This window comes from Legionella quinlivanii, from assembly GCF_003265995.1.
GTDB lineage: Bacteria > Pseudomonadota > Gammaproteobacteria > Legionellales > Legionellaceae > Legionella_C > Legionella_C quinlivanii_A.
This window is the reverse complement of record NZ_MVJN01000004.1, coordinates 206,280-226,546: the sequence shown is the minus strand read 5'-3', so window position 1 is coordinate 226,546 and position 20,267 is coordinate 206,280. Positions and strand designations below refer to the sequence as shown.

Sequence of the window (20,267 nt, the reverse complement as noted above, 5' to 3'; positions counted from 1 at the left end):
TCTCTTTAATAGCGATTGCCGGCATTATAGTTTGAATCAATCCTGGACTCTTTTTTCAGATGCGTATTACCTTCAGGTAAAAATTTCTATATTCTTTATTTTGAACCACTGCATAACGCCGGGAATGCCATGCCAGTAGAAGAAGAGAGATTTCGATTTGGATATCAGCTGAACATGCTTAAAGCAGATCAAGATCATAGTTCCAGTGTTAATGTTCCATTAATACTCTAAAACAACAGCTTCTAATTCATTGACTGACCTACGTCTTGGCCAAAGCTAAGATTTTAACCGCTCTTAGCAAAAAAGATATAAAATCACCTTGTTTATGCACATCGCTTCAGTTTAAAAAATATTAAATTTTGAGAATCTGTATGAAGAATAAAATTACAATCAGACAATATAAAGCAAATGATGCGCAGGATTTGGCAGGTATTTATTACAACACCATTCATAACATCAACATCCGCGATTATTCGCCGGAGCAAATCAATGCCTGGGCCCCTTCTACATCCTTGGAATTAAATGGATGGAAGCAGAAATGGGAGAAAATTACTCCTGTCGTTGCCTTGTTAGAAAACACAATAGTCGGATTTGCTGAGTTCGAGCCTGATGGGCATATCGATTGTTTTTATGTTCATCATGAATTCCAAAGTCAAGGGGTTGCCTCTGCATTAATGACTGCAATAGAAAAAAAAGCAAAAGAAAATAACGTACCCCGGATATATGCTGAGGTCAGTATTACCGCCAAACCATTTTTTGAAAAAAGAGGGTTTCAAGTAATTAAGAAGCAAAGTGTTACTATCAGAGGCTGTCAACTCACCAATTTTGTTATGGAGAAAACTCTAAGGCATCGCTCCTTGTCATTAAGGCTGCTAACACCATCTGATATTCCTGTTATCGTTGAGGGCTTTACTCAATCCAATTGGACAGAAAAGCCAGCCTCTATATTTGAGCAATATCTGAATGAGCAAAAGAAACAAAAGCGTATAATTTGGGTGGCCTATCTGGAAGATCATTTTGCAGGTTATGTGACTTTGAAATGGGAGTCACAATATAGTGATTTTAAAGAAAATAATATTCCTGAAATAATGGACTTAAATGTATTACCGGCTTTCAGAAAATTGGGTATTGGCACAGCTCTGATGGAAAAAGCAGAGAAAGAAGCCGCGTCAAAATATAAAATGGTGGGAATTGGTGTAGGTCTGTATGCAGATTATGGTTCTGCACAAAAACTGTATATTAATCGTGGCTACATCCCCGATGGTAAGGGCATAACCTATAATTATCAACCAACTATCCCTGGAAAAAGTTACCCGCTTGATGATGATTTAGTTCTTTGGTTTACAAAAAAATGTAACTCCCCAGGTACGTCATCCTGAGCGTAGCGAAGGATCTCAAACTGCTTAAAACTGAGCCAGATTCAGGAGATCCTTCACTGCGTTCAGGATGACGTTGAAAAGATAATTTATTTGCAATATTGGTTAAGGCATTTTTATGTGGAGTTTTTTTCGTAAATCATTGGGTCCTAAATTTAAAACAAATTTGAACCAAGTCCGGCAGTATCATTCAATTCGTTCCACAAGTGTTTCTGGCAATTTATTAATTGCTACTGCCAACAATAAAAACTCCATTTTTGAAAATGAACAACAATTGATTCAAGCCATTCCAGTAAAAAAACACAGGCAGACTTTGCGCGTGATTATATTGGATCCAACGATTGCCAATTCTTCAGGAGAGGTTAATCCTTTTTCCCCACAAACTCATATTGCCACTGCTTTGTGTGTGGTTGATAAACATATTCAGATCATTGATAAAACCCAGATTGACATGATCTTTGATCGCAGAACAATGCTACTTCAAGGTGATGCAAGAGATGAGCATCTAAATATTACCTATAAGCAACAAGCTTTTCAGGCAAAAGCACTGTTTCGCCCCGCCTTGGTAACTTATGCTTGGATGCTGTCCAACACTTTAAATGTAGATGGTCAGCGCTTTTTTTCCTTTTTACATTCTGAGCGAAGTATTGAGCAAGAAATTCAGCATCTGGCACAGCTTCAATCAGTTTGGAAATATAAATATGCAAAATATAACAGAATGTCGGCTAATTGCAGCCATCCTGTGCTTGAGGTATTGACCAACTCACCCGGTCGCTATGGGTTAACACCCCAAGAGGTATTCTGCCAGGCATTCCTGCATGCCTGTGCTGCAGAGGATAAACTCTTAGCAGAAAAAGCATTGTTGGATTTTGGTATCAGCAAAACTCCTCTTGAGCGTGGAGAAAATTATATTGAGGAGTCAGACAGAGTAAGCTCCACTGCTTGCCTATTAGTTTAACCTTGCTCAAAGTGTTTTCTTTAACCGGAGGAAGACAAGCAGCGTAGCCTGGTTGGCGCATTGCGACAACCGGGTTTGCTACAAGTGCGCGATATCGACGTGATTTTTCTCATCGAAGCAATTTATTTTTTTACTCTTATTTAGAAAGTCGAAATTCCTGTGCCTGTTCTGGCGTTTATCAATCCATCAGGAAGGGGAGTCTTCCGCGAAATTGGGGATTAGGCTATCAGGATTGAAAACCTGGTTGTCGCAATGCGCCAACCAGGCTACATAGCTGATATCAGGCTGAGTATTAATTACTACTTTTCCAAACATTTTTAAACCTTTATTTTTATTACCTTAAAATAATTTTGGATTATTGGTAAAGGGTTGCTTGGTGATTATCTATGACTATTCAGTAAAGGGGTTCTTTCTGAACTTAATTCTTTATTTTGTCTGTTAGAACTAACTTTGATTGTAGAAAAAAAGCTATCCTTTGGCAATTCTTTCTTCTCAGGTAATTCTTTCGCAGGACCCGGTGGTTGATTAGGTTTGTAGTTCTTAATTGCTTCTTTTGTTTTTGGCAGATTTTTATCAATATCACTAGCAAGAGTATTGTCAGGAAATTGAATAATATATTGGTCCCTCTCCACTACCAGCCCTATTTGCTTAAACTTGGTCCCCGGTTGGATTTCTGCCAAAAAGGTCTCATAAATTGGTTCAGGCATGGATAATACAAGGGGAATAGTCTTTTCTTGCTCCGCTTGTTCAATGAGTTCTTGACTATAATTTAGCGTTTGTGGAAAATGCCGCTCAATCCATGACATACCAATACCTGATGGAAATGTAATGATCCGCCAGGGAGAGTTATCTGGAGCCAGATAGGTTGGATCAGAAAAGATGTAAGTTTCTATTTCGCATAAAATGTCCTGATAATGATCAATTAAATCCCCTAAATTTATAAAATAATTCTCAATTATATTGCGGATTTGGGCTAGTGACTGGCCCTTACGTGATAAAACCTTCTCTTGATCTGGAATGCGAACCAATTCTAGCAACGCCACTAGCTTCGATACGGGTATAGCTTGGGGTTGTTGTGCTGACAGTTCTTCCAGCCCCTTTTTTATCTGTTGGTATTCTGACTCATAGTCTTTGAGCATGCATTCGAGTTCATCTTTCTTGTTGTTGAATTTTTTATGTCCTACTTCACTGGTACAAATATGAATTTTGTATTCCCTGAATATTGGCAATCCAAAATAAGCCCTTAAATCCTCAAATTTACCTTTAAATTGATCAACCTGGTTCTGGTTATTAAAAAATGCGCCCTGTGTTAAATCAAATACACCATCGCCGCTAAGAATCTCATCGGTGAATAAATGTAATCTTACTGTTTCCTGACCTTCTATACCGACCTGTTCAAAATCGCCATTATCACCAGGTGCTAGCTGAAGCGGTGTCTTAAAATGTTGATTTTCCTCTCCATAAGCACTTAGCCGCATAGAATATGGATGATCAAATCTTAATTTTAAATAAGAAAGGTTGTGCTTTTTAAAAGGAAGATATCCAATAGGGAAGGAGATGGGAGCACTATACATAAAAAATAAAGAAAACAAGGCCTTAACTTGCTTTAACGGAGGCTCGTCTTTTCTTTGTTCGTTCTGCTTATCTAATGAACTTGCTTTCTTCAATTCTTCATCAGAAAACGCTGTATCCTCTGCATCATCAAAAGAATAAATCACTGTATTTTCTTTCAACCACTTCGCGGATACGGTAGCTACATAATTAGGCATAATTTGTTTTCTTGGTGTTAAAAATGCCTTATTGTATCATTTTTTGGCCATTGGGTGCTGTTTTTTTATTAGAAAGTCTGACACCTGGATCAGCAGTTTTGCCGTTATCTGGATATCGGTTGTCGGAGCCGATATCCAGAGTCATGAATCCGTTTAATTATCCGTAAATCTCATTAATTTCTTCTGCGGCGCGGCGAAATAATTCAAAAACTGTATTTTCATCCGCATTTTTTGAATGTTGAAGAGCTAATTTGGTTAATTCTAATGCGGTAGCCTGAGCTGATTTTAAGGTTTCAGCGGCATGGCACATGAAATCATCCATATCCATCATATCATCTACAAACTCTTCATCAGTAAAATCATATTCGTGGATTTGCTCAATTTCCTGAGGCTTATTGTGTTTTTTGGACATTATATTGTTCTCTTGGTTTTAAAACTGGTGCTAGTTTAGCAGCTATCCTGATTTTTGTATCTATTATTCAGGAATAGTTACGATGCTTTACATGCTCATCGAATTAATTGGTCCGACCCCGTTATTATTAATCAGAGCGTAATAACAGGGTGGCAATTTTACTAGCTGCAGCCAGGACTCTTATCGTTCGACAGATTACCTATTGGGAGTAGAGGGGCAAAACTGCGAAGCGCTTCTGTTCCAGAACGGTAAAAGTTATTTGATGCATGGGAGTGATTTTGGAAGAATGTACTTTTGGGAGCCTCACTAATGCTTAGTTTTTCATGAGCCATTTTGGCGCGTAGTTTAACCCGTGTATTCTGAAGTGTAGTCAAGCCGGATTCTGCCAGCGCAATTCTTAACTCAGGGGATTCCTCAAGCATGGTTTTGCCAAACTCATCAATTTCATTATGAAGCATCTGACTATGGCTCTTGGAAAACGCCAGTTTAGACTCGGTAAACCAGCTGATAATTTTAGACTTCGGATATATATGGTCAGCGAGATCGGCAAGCAGCTCATGCCAGCTGCGTGAATGGATTAGCCACATTTTCGCATCGTTCGGGAAGTCGACATAAATCTTTTCGAGATAATTTTCTCCATAGATTATCAAGTCTTTGAGACGTTTTGACGAGGCATTAAATTGATTTTCAAACGCTTCCAGTCCGCTGTGTACCGTGTTTGCGGAAAGTAATAAATTTCCTTGCTGCCTTAGGGGAGTGGCTCTACGGAACAATTCCTGGCAGGGTGTAGCTCCTTCATCAAACTCTGCCTTAAGCGCATTGACTGATTCAAGATAATCGAAATAGTCCTGGTTTTGAATCGCATCATTATAAAACATACTATAATACAGTTCAGATATTCCCAGGCATGTCCGGTATACACTTAATGCCGCAGCAAATTGTCCCATAAATGCTTGTGCAAAAGGAGTATAGGGTTTCTCTGGTTTGAATGTGTAGCAGGCAGCGTCCTGTAACTGAAAAGGCAAGCCAGAATTGACTATACATTCATCAAGTGCTGATACAAAGCTATTGTAATTGCAGGCTTTTTCAGCCAAGGATTGAGCATCAACGAGGCATTTTCTCATCTTGGGCTCGAGTTCATTGAAGTTTACACCGACTTGCTCACCTCTCGCTATCTCGGTTAGCTTATCGGTTCGGGATTTGTCAAAAAAATAGGCTTCCAGCTTCTTTCTTATTGTTTCCGTGAGATCGCGGTATTCAATAAAGCGTTTTTGAATAATCTCGGAAGTGGTTTCAATTTTTTTCTGATGAGATTCCAGCGTCATAATCCTTTCCTTCACATCCCTGGATAAACTATTTGTACTTAATCCTCTCATCGGTGTCAAGTATGAGACATTTGTATCACGAATCTGGCATCGGAAGCTGTTACGGCATGGAGGAAAGTCATGGTCAGTCATTCATCTTATAGGTAAGATCCGACAAAATCATCGCGACACTAAGTATCAAGCTGATGTCTGATTAGGATTATGAAAAATGAGAACAATACTTTTACTGATTGGATCCAATATTTTTATGACCTTTGCCTGGTATGGTCATTTAAAAACGCTTAATAATAAACCCCTTTATGTTGCCATTTTAATAAGTTGGGGAATTGCTTTTTTTGAATACACCTTGCAAGTTCCAGCCAATCGCATAGGGTTTAGAGAGTTTGATCTAGGGCAGTTAAAAGTGATTCAGGAAATTATCACTATCGGTATTTTTGCTTTGTTTTCCTATTTCTATATGCAAAAGCCGCTGGGCTTAAATTTTCTGTGTGCAGGGCTATGTATGGTAGCGGCGGCTTACTTCATTTTTAAGCAGCCATTCTAAGATAGTAATGTAAATCAGACACATATTGACATTAAAAAAAAAGCCCAGCAGACTAGGTTTTGTTTCACAAGGATGTCATCACCCCAAAATAACGGTAGATGATTTAAGTTTTTTTATGGAGAAATTAAATGAAATTAAAAGGAAAAAGCAGCATTAATTTTTTTCTGCCTTTTACAGGATTAATGCTCGCTTTGACTGGAGCAGGGCATGCTGGAACAATGGGCCCTGTAGTTACTGCCGTTCCTAACACTATTTATTTTGGTGTTTTTGGCGGCGGCGGTGCTTCAACCAAGACAGATATCTATCAATATGGAACCGCTTTTTTTGACGAAGCAGCTGGTGGGCCTTTGGCAGTCGATGCTTTCGGCAGATCGAATAGCCGTTCGGTTGGTATTTTGGGTGGTCAGGTCGGATATCAGTGGGCTGAAATTCTATCAAATCCTTTTAATTCCAACTGGGGCCTGGTGCCTGCTTTTGAACTTGAAGGCTATTATCTTGGCAAGAGCAAGTTTACTGGTCACGAAATAAACAATAATACAACACGACTTCCGGAGCATGACTTTCTGGTTAGTTACCCTATGAAGGCGGGTGTCTTCCTGGCCAATGCCGTTTTAAATTTCAATTCAGCCGAGTGTAAATTCCGTCCTTATGTCGGAGCAGGAATCGGCGGTGCATTAATATCGGTTGACCACGCACGCTCCATTCAGGTAGCGCCTCCAGAGCCAGGCGTCAATCATTACAGTGCCAATACCAGTGACGAAGAATCCGTTTTTGCCGGCCAGGTTAAAGTGGGAACCAGTTACGTATTTAGTGAACACGCAAGTATCTTTGCTGAATATCGATGGCTCCACCTTGCAGCAAGCAATTATACTTTTGGCTCAACAGTCTTCCCCGGACATGCGGCTACCAGCCCCTGGCTGGTGGAGTTAGATTCACAAAATTATAATCTTGGCGCAATCGGTATTCGTTATACGGTTTAGCCTCCGCAGGCGCCTCGAAGGCATTTTAGTACCAAGCCTTCGAGGTTAAAGCTTCGCTTTCAGGACAAGGTGGATAAGCCTATGTGCTGTCACCATATCATAACTCATAAGTATGGCGTGAAGTTATATAAGAGCATTGTCTTACATTTATAATTTTTTGGCTAACATAGTGTGGACTGACTTGTAGATTGGCATAACAATAATTAGCATCATAAACTTTCAAAAGGGACACCATTTTCCGAGCACCTAACCAAGCATTTCTTGATCTCTCTATTTGCAAATTTATCATGCCAATCTATAATGACGCTTTTTGTTGATTATTTTGCTCTTATGAAAAAACCTTTTTCGGAATTACAGCCTTCGATTTTTCCACCTCTTTTAAGACGGTCTTCTGCTCCAAAACTTCTAAATTTTCGAATGTTTAGCTCAAATCACTGGATTCACTCTGTATTAACTTTATTTTCAAGAAACGATTTTCAATCTACCAGAATTCAAACCAATCTATTAAAACAATGGGCTGCCCAACCTGCTCAGATTACCCACCTAATCTCTGCTCGTTATAAAAAAACATTTGCCTCTAAATTGTTAACTTTAATCAAGAAGAGTAATGTGTCTAGCTTATATCGTTTATTAGCTATGATTGTGCTTGCGGCTCTTTATGATGTTAAATTTGAAATTGATGAGCCTTTTTTTGCAGAATTAAAGAATAAAATCCGGGAAGGTTCAAACGATGAATATCTCCCTGCCTTTTTTTTCTGTCTTAACCCTGAGCAACTCGCCGAAATTATACTTATCGTTTCTAACAAGCTAAATGAAACAAATTCAACGATACGCACAATGGACTTACGTTATTTGAATTTTCTTGCATTGAAGCTGAATGAGGATACATTAATTTCATTTAAATCAACCCTGATGAAAGCATTATCTTCAGGCTCCTCTGTTGAAGATGAAGCCATCAAGTGTTTTAAAACTTTTATCCTAAGACTCAGTGCAACAGAACAATTAAAATTTTGTCTGGAAATCCTGGAGCAGTTAGAGAGTTCCAGCGTTGCCTTTAAATGTTTGCAAGCTTGCAAATCATTATTAACTTCCTCCAATGTTCAAAGCATCATTTCCAGACTTTTTATAAAAATGAAAGAGCCTCTCAGAGGCACTGAGCTTACTATTGCAACTCGCTGCATATGCTCATTTTCAGCCAGTATGTCCAGGTTACAGCAAAAAGAATTAATTTCACTTATAGCTGCTAGGTTAAAGGATTCAAGCCATCCTGATACATGGGTCATTAGGGATACACTGCTGGGAGTGGATGTATTGGCCGGTTATTTGCCCAGTGATTTATTATTCGAATTAATGCAAACAATAGCAAAGTGTTTAGCCACGCAGACACATGAAGAACTGGCTGCCGACAGAATCATTCAAATGGCTGATCATCTTGACAGGTCGGATCAAACAAGATTATTTAAAAGCATAGAACAGCATCTAAATAATCTGCCTGATGCCAAATTTGCCGAGAATTTACGCCGTCTATCTTCTGTGTTAAGCGCTGAAAACATGGAGCAGTTGGTTCCCAAGCTAATTGAAACAATTGATATGCCAACGTTGTGCTATGGTTCATTATTAACGTTAGCTGATTGCTTGCCCCAAATGAACTCAACAACATGGCAAGTATTTGTACCTAAATTGAGCCTTTTACTAACGGATTCAAAGGTTTTATTCCCCGTCTTGCTCTGTTTAAAAGCAATGCCTGCAGAACTAATCCAAGATCCTCTGTGGGCCGACATAAGTCAATTTTTAATTAACAATATAAAGCATTCAGATAAGTTAATCCTGGAACAAATACTAAAATGCATCCTTCGATTTTCATCTGGCTTTAAAGAACAAAATGCATTTTTGGTACAGGAACTGGAGAGCATGCTAAATGAGGCTCCCACGGCTGAGGTCATATCATGTCTGGATGCTTTCAGCGCAAGTTTAAGCCTTGATCAAGGCATGGACTTTGTCAGTAAACTTCCCAGTAAATTGAAAGAGGAATGGACATATCCTGAATATGATTTCTCTATGCTAAGCAAACTTCGTTTGAGTGCCTGGAAATGCATTATAAATATGGCTCCTCGTTTTGATAGGCACAATTCTTTTCAGTTATGTATTCAATTAATGGATATGTTGAATCATGATTACACTAATAAATTAGCAATATGCTTATCAATTATGGTACGAAAGTTAAATAGTCATCAAATAGCAGAATTGATTTTAATAGCTATCAACAAAGAAAAAGAGCCTACAAATTATGAGCATTCTCTACTATCACCCCTGGTCCTGGGTTTATTGGCGCCCTTATTAAGAGAGCCAGACTTAGAAAAAATTATGACGGAAATTGAGAATTCAAAAGAAACCAATATACGCTCTTCTATCCTTTTTGCATTGTATCTTACTCGACTTTTACCAATACTGGATCCAGAACAAACAGAGCAGGCCGTTAAACATCTAAGCCAAAACCTTATGGGAAATGACATTTCTCTTTATATTTCCACACTAAAGGCCCTGGTTGCAATCGCTTCAAAAACTGAAGTTGACTTGGATTTAGGCCCCAGCCTTTATCAAAACCTGCAAAAAGCGCTTCACTCTTCAGAAAAGCGCAATCAGGTAATCGATTCGGCAAGTTGTTTAATCCTTTGTAATGTTCAAGGAGTAATGACCGATAGTAATAACTTAAGTCTGGAAGGCTTCTACATCAAATTGTTTACAGAGATTTTTTTGAAACTAAAGCCGTGTTTGCAACAAGTCACTCATGTTGAAAAGCTTGATTCAGATGAAGAGAGAAGGTTTTCAATATCCTGAGAGATGAGGACGCATTTTTTCAGAATTTAAACGTTTCTTCTGTTCGCCATACAATTAAGCCGTTATGAGTTGGACCGCAATTATACCTGATGAGTTGGCAGAACAGTTGGCCATAAGTTATATTGGTTTTTGTAAAACTATGTCCTTACTCACAGGCCCACCGTCATCTCGAACGCAGTGAGAGATCTCCCAAATCCTGGTTTGTGCCAGCATTCGGAGATCTCTCACTGCGTTCGAGATGACATGGCATGACACAGTTTGATGAAGACTCTCGTTATCGGCTGATTAAGATCAAGTTTATTTAATCATATTAACCGCTTCAAAATGACGGGCGAAGAACTCACCTAATTGAAAATGTGTCTTGCAATTTGTTTTCTCTTTAATGTTGGCAATAGTTTTATTCACCGTAATTTCAGCAATATTATTAATGTGAGCGATTTGACTAATAGTATTGCCTGAGTGCAATTCTTTTAGGATACTGATTTCACGTTTCGTTAAAGGTTTGGTGCATTCCGGTAAATCAAATTTCTTTAAAACAAAATCAGGTGTAATGAGTTTATAATCTTCTTCATTAAATGAAAAACCTTGCGCGTCTTTATTTAAGGTGAATTCTAGTTCATAGGCTCTGTTCAAGTGTCTGCTAGATTTCATTGTATCTTTAAAATAAAGTATAAATAATTTTAAAAAATCTAATTGGCTTAAATAAATCTGATTAATTGCCGTGCCTGGCTTATTAGTAGCGAAGTGGAAAAATTGATAAACATGGTCTTCTTTTTCTATTATAGAAAAAGTATGTAATACCCCAAATTGACCTGCTTCAATATGCATTTTCTCACTTAAACCATAGCGAGTAATGCCATCCCACAACACATACGGACCTAAATATGTTGAATTCGCGGTATGAATATCAACATTGTAATAATGTTGCTGTAGATAATGTTCAATAAGTGCTGGATTATTACTGATGGCGGAAAATTTACTCCCAATAACTTTAACATGCGCAAAGTAAGTAATGCCCAGCATCTGTAATGGTCTACAAATGACCTGAATATCCTCTACAAAATTCAATGTAGGGTGCAACTGAATTTTTCTATTATGATTCATAAGGAGGCTAACAGTTTCTTGAATAATGAAAGTACAAATTTAAATAATAAAATTCACTATTTGCATCACTCCATTCCACCCAGTTCAGGAGTGAGTTTCTGTGAATTCATCTCGAGTTTATTTTCTGAGGAAAGGCTTATAACCAAAATCACCATTATCATAATCCTCCATCATTTTGCCTAAATAATTTATTGGATTTGCCGCATTATAACAGATCTTAAGGTATCAGAGGGAAACCTCCCGAAAAGTCTAGCATTACCCATAAAGGAATGGGGGAATGGTTCGCGCCTCGAACCTTGTCAAGTGTTGGGAGGGTAAAGCGGTATCATTTTTATTCAAGACATTACTATATTAATCAACTTTTTTTAACTTAAAAAAGAACCACATCCTAAAAATGTATAGTTTTCTATAATCATTTAAAATTTATATTTAAATTATAATGGGAAAAGATCATAAAATTTCAACACCGTATTCCAAAGCTTTGGTGGGTGTATTTTCAGTTTGATCTGTAATGTTTAAGTTGTTATAAATCTTGTTGAGGTTTTTAATGAAAATTGAGTTAAAAAAAGAAGATATATCTTTTATTAATATCATCATCGATGATAAAAGAAATGGTTTGTTTCATTATCGATTTGCAACATTTCATATGCGTGATGGTTCGCGTCATCAAGTTGATATCGATGAGAGATTTTTTAAGCATTTTTTTAATAATGAAACAGCTAAAAGAGAAATTATATTACTTGACTTGTTAGACTCGTATGGTGAACTATTAAGTGAAGAAACATTTAAAGAGATTAAACGTATAGCTCCTCTTTTAATCTCTAAATACCTTGAAGATAAATGGCTCCAACATTTCACAAAGAAAGAAGCCTTTTTCAAATCCATTATTACTGAAAAAAGAATAAAAGAGGTTAAAATTGGATCTCCTTTTCCATTTAAACCCCCAATATATAAGGTTACCCTTATTCTTGATGATAACACGGAAATATTGGTTGAAAACAGTAAAACAGTAAAAGAAATTGCTCAAGAATATACAGAATTTTTGAATTGCAAACAGCTTTTGCAGAGTTGGAAGTATTTATCCCCTTTAGATGAAGAAAGATTCTTATTTCCTAAGTTTAACGAGCTATCTAGGGAAATAGACTTTATTCACTTAAATAGAGGAAGTAAAAAATCTAATAGTCGATTTATTTTTCATCTTGGAAATAAGACTTGTTTTTTACCTGTACAAAATGAAATAGAAAACGTAATAGTTCATTTAAAAAATAAAGAAGAATTCGCTTTTTTATTTTTTGACGCGCAGAAAATAGCAAGTTTAGGTTTGTATTTCGATAAGGAATCGTTAAATGATCCTGAGGTAGTCAATTACTTGTCAGTTGAAATTAAAGAAAAGCGGCAAGCCGATCTCGTTCCTGCTAATCAGAGGAAACTTTTTTGGAATGAAAAGAAGTTAGAGTTTTTGTGCAAATTTCTTGATTTGTTTCCCACTATCACATTAGCAGACCATAGCATAACTGATCCTAATGCTGTCAGTATAGTCGATGAAAAAAACCAGGTTTGGCAGGTAAATCCAGTTAACGATACGGGGCTGGTACAATTAGTTTATGATACTATTATGAAAAAAATAGAAGGATATGGTGATAGTCAGCGTGACACGCTAACTTTAATAGAAGATATAAATCAACGTTTGCCCAAGACTCGTCAACGGAATGATTTGGAAAATGATTTATTACTTTTACTTCAAAAGGGATTAGCTTCGAGCTTCGGAAGCACGCCAACTTTCAAACAGCTTTCTTTAAAAAGAGGAATTACTCTTTTTACACGGCATGATGACTCAGTTAAACCATCAACTCGTATTGAGCAAAGTTATGGTTGTAACTAAAATGCAGAGTTATGCTCGTCTCTGGTGGATGGAAAAATAAATTAGCAGGCGTATTCCGTTGAAAGTTTCGGGAGAACAAAATCAACAAAAGGAATACGCCATGAAGGATTGTCATCTGAAGTGGTATCAACACCAGCATATAGTCCTGAAAGAAACGGTATGGCAGACGCGTTTGTTACAACCTTTAAATGAGACTACGTAGCTTTGTCATCTATTCGTTACAGAGCAATTTCGGCATTTAGCTAGCCATATTAGTATGGAAGCAATGAATAGAAAAAAAGGTTATGAACATTATGTATAGATTTCTCAAGCATCTCCTTATTTATGCTCAGGCTTTATTTTGGTTAATACTTCTTGTTGCAACTACAATGATTAGTTTACTAAGAGAATATTTGAATGACCCAAGTCGACTGCAGTTAGTGTTTCGTAATGCAACAATAAGGAACGACCTGTTTCGCTATCTATTTTATCAATTGTTCTTATTGACGATGGAAAACTGGATAGAAAATCCCTTTTTAAATAGAATATTTGAGTTTGGATCCAGGTTTCTCTTATCTAGATTTTATATGAATACTACCGTTATCATTTTACTTGTGGCAAGTGCTTCAAGAGTCGGAGTGCAACCGCCCTTGGAACATCAGCTTAGAGCACGTAGAGTTAACACTCCAGACAATCAGGAAGAAATTGGGCTGGCAATACAGCGTTATTGGGCCGAGACTCCATTATCCGTTACCTATCAGTTTCATGATCTTTTAGAAAGTGCAGGCTTTCCTGTTGAATTGATTCCTAAGCACTATCTATGCCCAATCACAAGATGTCTTATTGATAAAACACCTGTATTTACCACAGACACGCCAGACAGATTTAATCGTACTGCTTTAACAAATTGGCTACAGACTAATAAAAATAATCCCATTACTCGCCGCTCATTATCGCTTGCAGCATTACAAGATGATTTCCTCCTTGAAGGAAAAATCAAAGTTTTTGTCCATTGGGCTATAACAAACACCAGGGCTTTAAACTTACTTTCACCGACTAAAGCTCAGCATTATATCAATATAGTTATTGAAAAAGTTGACAAAATTTTTGCAGAGAAGTTAGAAGGCAATTATGAAAATAATGTCGCAATATCTCATTTCGTTGATAAAATAATAGGTTATCTGACTACCATAACAATATCCCAAGACGCTTCAAAAACCTTAGCTTTAAATAAAGAAGAAAATTCTTTCTCTTTTGCTAAACAAAAGCGATTTGTTTTTTTTCAGCGATTAAACCTTTCTCAAGAATCAACGCCTAAAGAGATTGAAAAAGCTTTTCGGCATTTGGCGAGAACCCACCATCCAGATAAAAATCCAAGCCCAGGTGCTGAACAACAATTTAAAGAGCTCTTAGAGGCCAAGAATTTTTTGTTAAATGGAAATAATACTGCCATCATTTTAGATCCTTTATATGTTGAAAATTCACCAGGAGAATCTCCCAATTTTAAACGAAGTTACTCATAATCCTATAATGAACTATGTGACTTTTAAAGCTTAAATGCTGAAAAACAGGCATTAGCCAAAAAATGTATGCCGAACGAGAATTACGGTGGACCAAATCTGCGAAATGATTGGAGTGTCAAAGCCTGACTTATATAGGAATCTTTAAACTTTACCCAATCTATTTCGCACAAAAGAAATATTCTTCACTCTTTACTAAATAGTTGAAGAGTTTAATTAGTAAAAGTATTTTCTTCCTTAGATTCATGCTCCTGCCCATGAGTAAGGATGTCGCTGACATCGACTAAAGGCTCTTGAAAACCAAAAAAATGAAAGCGAGATTTCTTCGTGATTTGAGGTTTAGATACCTTTACTTCTGGTTGAAGCTGTCGAATAGCCTCAGCTTGCTGCTTAAATGAGTGGGCAAGGTTATAGCTATCGATGGCTTTTTTATTACCTTGGCTATGACGTTCTAAGTAATCCTCTGATAATGTGCCTCGCACTAATAACTCAAGCAATTCCGGATAAACATCTGGATGGTCAGCGCTAATACTGTGTTTACTATCAAAATTGATCTCAGTTAATGACTCCGGTAATTGTTCGTACAATAAACTGGCATTTATGCGCGGTTCTGCGACATAGTCTCTTGATCCAGAAACACAGCAAATAGGTAACGCCTGGTATAGGCCTTTATTTGCAGAAATTTTCTCCAGTAAATTAAATTGATTGAAGTGATGACTGAAAAAGTAATTAAGCACATCCAGCGAACAACCGGTTAGTGAATCATACATTCCTGCACAAGAGGAGGAAGCCCAACTGAAACACCATAAGAGATTGCGGGTAAAATCAGGGTGATTCATCATCATTTGACCAACCCACTCTTCTTTCAATTTTTCATATTTATCTGCATATAAAGGAGCCAAGCCGCAAGCAATATGCTGTTGATAATCCAATGCGTTTTGAATAGTGCCTGTCATGAGCTTATTAACTGAGAATTTTAATTCCTCAAAATCAGTGCGATAGGCATAATTCTGCTCAACATAAGTGGTACTTTGTTCAATTGCTTGATGACTTATAGGACCTACAATAGAGACAAGTTGATTTAATCTAATGGTTGAGTCTGGATCATTTATCCACTGATGCCGACAGGGAGGCATCGACATTGCCGTCATACTACCGAAAGAACGTCCCATTAAACGTAAATCCATTTTTGAAAGATTTAATTTTTCTTGTACGGCCTCCACGACCTGGGCAGCAATTTCAGCATAATTTTCAACATTAAACTCAGCCTCAAAATCCTTAGCCTTGTCACTTCGGCCACAATGCAGAGGGTCAAATAATATAAAATGCGGAGGTTGGCGGCCTGCTTTTTTACTTGCCTTGGTCAGGCTTTCAGCCAGTTCTTCCATAGCAACATGAGTAAATCCTGGTCCGCCAGGAATAAGTAGAACATAGGGCCTGTCATCTGCTTTATTGCCTGTAACCTGGCAATAAATTTCATAGCCTTGTTTAATTTTTAATTTCTGTTTGAACAAATAGCCTGTCATCTTTATCCCTAAAAATAATGCCTGCGGACGATTAAATCATACACAAGTTTGAAAACCAAGGATTTCTACTAACAAGCCAGAGCATGCATACCAAAGTGGGTGGGGCTTCATGGCAAGAAATATTTACGTGTATAATTCGCATTTTTGTAGATCAACTGGAATCCAACTGTGATCTTGGCAACTATTATCGCCTACCGAGTTTAATTATGAGAGTCAAAATAATTATCCTCAGATGACGAGACTTTTGTCCCTGGTATATTCTGAACAGCCACTGCATGCCCGGACAGCTTGCTTAATCGAATTGAACGAGCAATTAGGGTCGGAGCATCAAATCTCTAAAATTTTATGGCAGCTACTGAGCTCTGCTGATGGTATAATTTTTGAAACTCCCATTTTTAAAAAAGCTGGTATGACTAGCTCTACCTTCAGGCCATCGAGTGGTTGTCTTAATGGTACTCATGGTAAGGTTGCCAGCGCGCACAGGATTGAAGTCGCGTTTATTCCCTTTCCCCCCGTTATCCGAAAGAGAATCTTCAGGGAGTGAGAGATAAAGGATAATGAGAGTGAAATTTTCAATCCTTCCCCTTTAAAAATGACACCGAAAACATAAGCTTCTTGGTAAGTGCCATCCAATCTGCTAAGGAATCGAATATCAAACTTACCGAAGAACTCTCAAGGATATGTATCAAAATGATTAATCTCTTCGAGTAGTCGCAAGCTATTTCTTTCTTCTGGTAGCGCCTAAGTGTGCTAATTTGAGCATGACAATCATTGGATTCAACCACAATTTTGTGATATCGTCGGGCTTCTTGATCAAGTCTTACCTGGAATAATAATTTAACTTCCATACTTGTTTAAATTTACTAATCCCTTTTATTAACTACTTGAACGATGCTCAGAGATAACAAAGATACCAGCAGCTATTCTTTTTTTAGATTACCTAGACCCGGCTCTCCTCAGCATAAATTTATTGAATCCTTTCCACGGAATTCCTGTTTGGCATTAGCTACTGTTCCAGCAGAAGGATTAACCCTCCGCCGGATTTTTTTCTGCCTTGAAAATCCAGGCAGTAAACCGCCTTCTTACTGGGAAACTATAAAAAATATAGGTTTTAAGGGGCTTTTTGCTGGTCCTGGTTCCAGAATGTCATATTGTCTATTTGGTAATTTTACTACACTTTTAGGTGTTGACTATTTTGGTTCAGATTATAGAGGGTTGTTCCTGACCACTGTGGCAAAAAATACAATTTTGCCTCTTTTTCTTGTAAGTAATGCTCGGCAAATAAACCTTAATTGGGCGCAAACCCATCAATTTGTAGTTAACAGTATAAAAGATCCTGTTGTACATTCATCTTTCTTTTTCAGAAATTTGGTTGCAAATTCTTGCTTATTGCCAGGCTTTATGACAAGAGATTTTTTGTATCAAACAATGGATGAATCAAATACCATAGCTCCCGCCTTGGGAGGGTTGGTTGTTTCTCTTACAGCTTCAACATTAATGAATTCTTTTTTAAAACCCATGTTTACAGGAAAATATACGTTAAGAGTTCGACTCGCAGTAGCAATCCAATTACCAGCCAAACTTTCTCTTTCTATTCGAGAATTAGCCTCTTTGGGATTAATATTTGGTAATACTTCACCAAAAAAGAATTTATCAAGTGAAGCAGTGGAGACACACGCTCCCGAAGCCAATTCAAATCGTGAATTTAGTAAATAGAATTTATTGTAAATTCCTTCAGGTAATTTGATTTCAATGAAAAATCGCTATTGTTGGGTTGACGAGCCTATGTATTTGTAAAATACCTTAATTAGATACTTAGTGTATAGTAAATCCTTGATCATAAGGGGCCTATCTTGTTCATCATCCTTACAAAATTGTTTCCCTGGTTAATAAAGTTAACTTAAGTTGCACCTTCGCTTTTTTCAATCATGGTATCAAATACAGTGGCTTATCGCGGTTTTGCGTCACTCCAGAAGAGCTATTGCAGGCTGCCACTCGGTGATCACGACAGTATTGTTCTGATTAATGTTTAAAAACTTCATGCGATTTGCCTAGTGAACATGGCCATTGAATTTACCAATTAATTTTCTATCTTGCCTCCTGCTCAGGTAACGGTCGTTCTTGAAACGTGACAGGGCAGGGAAGCCACCCCTGATGAAGGTGAGGGGTATGCATTGGAAACTTGTCTCGTAATCAAAAGCCTGAGAACTCATCAAAAAGCCACCTGTCTGACGTTTATCGCCGGCAAGCAGCAATACTAATAGTCACCAATTTTGGTGAAAATTTTATGACATATCGCCATAATTCAGAAGCTGATGAAGCTTGTCCAGAATGGGTGATAGGTCCGAAATCAGGTGCTTCATTGTTAATAATATGTATATTTGTTTTGCCAAACTGCTACAGATATACTTCCTATGCATATTATATCGATATAGGGAGCAAATGATGGCCGCATCTAAGATAGAGGTACCCACATTTGGGCATGTCATGATAATAGGTGAGAACCCCATAGATGGGAGTACCAATACTTTTTTGCTGGCATTAATTCGTAATTTGCAGTTACTTGGCTATACAAGTTTTTGGAATTTGGATCGGCAAGCCCGAACTTTGGATGAGGAAAAACAACATTTAACAAGAAAGGTGGCAGAGCTTGGTGAATTAGTGCCAAAGATTGAAACCATCATTAGACAGTCGAAAGACAAAATCAGGGAATTGGACGCAGCCGGCACATTGCATGATCAGCTTCAGCCTTGGCTGGCAACACTGCAGACTGAATGCGTAAAGGATGATCTGGAAGAGTTTGCGCGTGACATCACTGACATTGTCATGCAGGCAATCCGGAGCTCTTCGGTATTCTCTATTGCAGCATTACTGGATGAGTTAGACAAAATACAGAATGACGTTTCCACAACTGGTGGCCCCTTCTTGACCACCTCCTTGAGCCTGATCAGCGAGCTACAAACCAGGGGATTTAACTATAGAGCATTTCAAGAGAGCGATTATAATCCACTCAGTTTCTATGGGGCCCTAAACTTGTTTCCAAAAAGCGACCCTATTATCCAGGCGCTCAGACAACAGGAAAGATCAGTTATACTTTATTGCTCAACTTCAAAAGGCCTGGAATTTTTGAATGCAATGAAGAAGAAAGATAAATCTCTTATGGAATCCATCTCCGTCTTTCACGTATGCAATATACCCCCTGAAGGTCCCAATTTACCCGTTATGTCACTTGAAATGATGGGTCCCGGTTTCGTAACTATCATTAATGGTCACCGGCGTGAGCTGCGACTGAACTTCGACAGATATGTGAAGAGTCTGGATGGTACCAACCATACTCAGTCAACCCTATCAGAAAAAATTGTGGCCTGCCTTCGGAAAAAGCGACGCGTAGAGTTACCATTGCCATCCCCCACGTCATTGTTTTTTTCAAGAAAAACCTCTGAGTCTGAAATGTTTCAAAACAAAACCCTTATGGAAGAACCTCATTTAAATGGAGTTATCATAGGAAGTCGCGGCGCTGGAAAAACTTCACTGGCATTGCGATTGAGTGGTAAAATTTTCTGCGAAACTCTTGAACCAACCAAAGGCGTCGGTTTTTACTGTATCAAGGGCAAAGACAGAGTAGATATTTGTGATGTTTCCAGTGAAGAAACTCTACTACCTATGTATACAAGGAGGGCACACATTTGTGTTCTTGTTTTTGATGTGCACCAAAAGGACAGCATTGACGTATTAAAAAAATGGCTAAATATCATAAAAAAGAATTGCAAGCCTGACGTAAAAATCCTCTTAGTTAGAACCAAAATGGACTTGTCAAATGACTGTGTCATTTCGCCTGAAGAGATACAGACGTTGGTAAAAGAATGGAATATCGCTGAAGATAACCACTTTCAGATTGACGGGATCCATGAAACCAGTGCTAAGTCATTGAAAGGGATAGCAAATCTGAAAGATTGCCTGACAAATGAGTTGGGCCTGAGCCATACCGCAACAATTGCAGGTCCATGAAGGTGAAGCGCCAAGTATCTTTAAAGTTTGCCCACTTCGGCAGCAG

At 37.9% G+C, this 20,267-nt stretch carries 15 protein-coding genes; 9 read left to right on the top strand and 6 right to left on the bottom strand.

The genetic code is table 11. The features are described from left to right. Nucleotides 1–371 precede the first annotated feature (371 nt). On the top strand, nt 372–1,379 hold the full coding sequence (locus B1207_RS16075) for a GNAT family N-acetyltransferase (RefSeq protein WP_253255796.1): 1,008 nt from the start codon (nt 372–374) through the stop codon (nt 1,377–1,379). 115 nt (nt 1,380–1,494) lie between these two features. Next, nucleotides 1,495–2,334 carry a hypothetical protein gene (locus B1207_RS06430; RefSeq protein WP_112219174.1) on the top strand — a complete coding sequence of 280 codons (840 nt, stop codon included), beginning with the start codon at nt 1,495–1,497 and terminating at the stop codon, nt 2,332–2,334. A gap of 186 nt (nt 2,335–2,520) precedes the next feature. Here the strand turns inward: B1207_RS06430 and B1207_RS16140 are convergent, their stop codons facing one another. From B1207_RS16140 to B1207_RS06415, 4 genes are all read right to left on the bottom strand, one after another. Further along, the gene (locus B1207_RS16140) at nt 2,521–2,649 is read right to left on the bottom strand and encodes a hypothetical protein (protein WP_301182686.1); all 129 of its coding nucleotides are present in this window, start codon (nt 2,647–2,649) and stop codon (nt 2,521–2,523) included. 65 nt (nt 2,650–2,714) lie between these two features. Further along, the gene (locus B1207_RS06425) at nt 2,715–4,103 is read right to left on the bottom strand and encodes a hypothetical protein (RefSeq protein WP_112219173.1); all 1,389 of its coding nucleotides are present in this window, start codon (nt 4,101–4,103) and stop codon (nt 2,715–2,717) included. Nucleotides 4,104–4,260: 157 nt separating this feature from the next. Beyond that, a complete protein-coding gene (locus B1207_RS06420; RefSeq protein ID WP_112219172.1) occupies nt 4,261–4,515 on the bottom strand; it encodes a hypothetical protein in 255 nt (84 codons plus the stop codon). Between the two features lie 161 nt (nt 4,516–4,676). Further along, nucleotides 4,677–5,840 carry a hypothetical protein gene (locus tag B1207_RS06415; protein ID WP_112219171.1) on the bottom strand — a complete coding sequence of 388 codons (1,164 nt, stop codon included), beginning with the start codon at nt 5,838–5,840 and terminating at the stop codon, nt 4,677–4,679. A gap of 208 nt (nt 5,841–6,048) precedes the next feature. Between B1207_RS06415 and B1207_RS06410 the strand changes: the two genes are divergently transcribed. The 3 genes from B1207_RS06410 (at nt 6,049) to B1207_RS15945 (ending at nt 10,202) form a co-directional block, all read left to right on the top strand. Then, entirely contained in the window at nt 6,049–6,384 is a 336-nt protein-coding gene (locus B1207_RS06410; RefSeq protein WP_112219170.1) for a DMT family protein, read from the top strand. Between the two features lie 128 nt (nt 6,385–6,512). Further along, the gene (locus B1207_RS06405; RefSeq protein WP_112219169.1) at nt 6,513–7,364 is read left to right on the top strand and encodes an outer membrane protein; all 852 of its coding nucleotides are present in this window, start codon (nt 6,513–6,515) and stop codon (nt 7,362–7,364) included. 330 nt (nt 7,365–7,694) lie between these two features. Further along, complete coding sequence (locus B1207_RS15945) at nt 7,695–10,202, top strand: hypothetical protein (RefSeq protein WP_172458161.1); 2,508 nt, start codon at nt 7,695–7,697, stop codon at nt 10,200–10,202. Between the two features lie 297 nt (nt 10,203–10,499). Here B1207_RS15945 and B1207_RS06395 read toward each other — a convergent pair whose 3' ends face one another. Then, entirely contained in the window at nt 10,500–11,306 is an 807-nt protein-coding gene (locus B1207_RS06395) for a helix-turn-helix transcriptional regulator (protein ID WP_112219167.1), read from the bottom strand. 547 nt (nt 11,307–11,853) lie between these two features. Between B1207_RS06395 and B1207_RS06390 the strand changes: the two genes are divergently transcribed. Beyond that, nucleotides 11,854–13,188, top strand: a complete 1,335-nt coding sequence (locus B1207_RS06390) for a hypothetical protein (RefSeq protein ID WP_112219166.1) — start codon at nt 11,854–11,856, stop codon at nt 13,186–13,188. A gap of 566 nt (nt 13,189–13,754) precedes the next feature. Next, nucleotides 13,755–14,690: a DnaJ domain-containing protein gene (locus B1207_RS06385; RefSeq protein WP_172458159.1), complete on the top strand. Its 936-nt coding sequence runs from the start codon at nt 13,755–13,757 to the stop codon at nt 14,688–14,690. A 209-nt stretch (nt 14,691–14,899) separates the two neighbouring features. On the opposite strand, the gene B1207_RS06380 is transcribed toward B1207_RS06385, so the two are convergent. Then, nucleotides 14,900–16,213, bottom strand: a complete 1,314-nt coding sequence (locus B1207_RS06380; protein WP_112219164.1) for an alpha/beta fold hydrolase — start codon at nt 16,211–16,213, stop codon at nt 14,900–14,902. A gap of 996 nt (nt 16,214–17,209) precedes the next feature. Between B1207_RS06380 and B1207_RS06365 the strand changes: the two genes are divergently transcribed. Next, nucleotides 17,210–17,929 carry a hypothetical protein gene (locus tag B1207_RS06365; protein ID WP_146740032.1) on the top strand — a complete coding sequence of 240 codons (720 nt, stop codon included), beginning with the start codon at nt 17,210–17,212 and terminating at the stop codon, nt 17,927–17,929. 657 nt (nt 17,930–18,586) lie between these two features. After that, entirely contained in the window at nt 18,587–20,221 is a 1,635-nt protein-coding gene (locus B1207_RS06360) for a Rab family GTPase (protein ID WP_172458157.1), read from the top strand. Nucleotides 20,222–20,267: the final 46 nt, after the last annotated feature.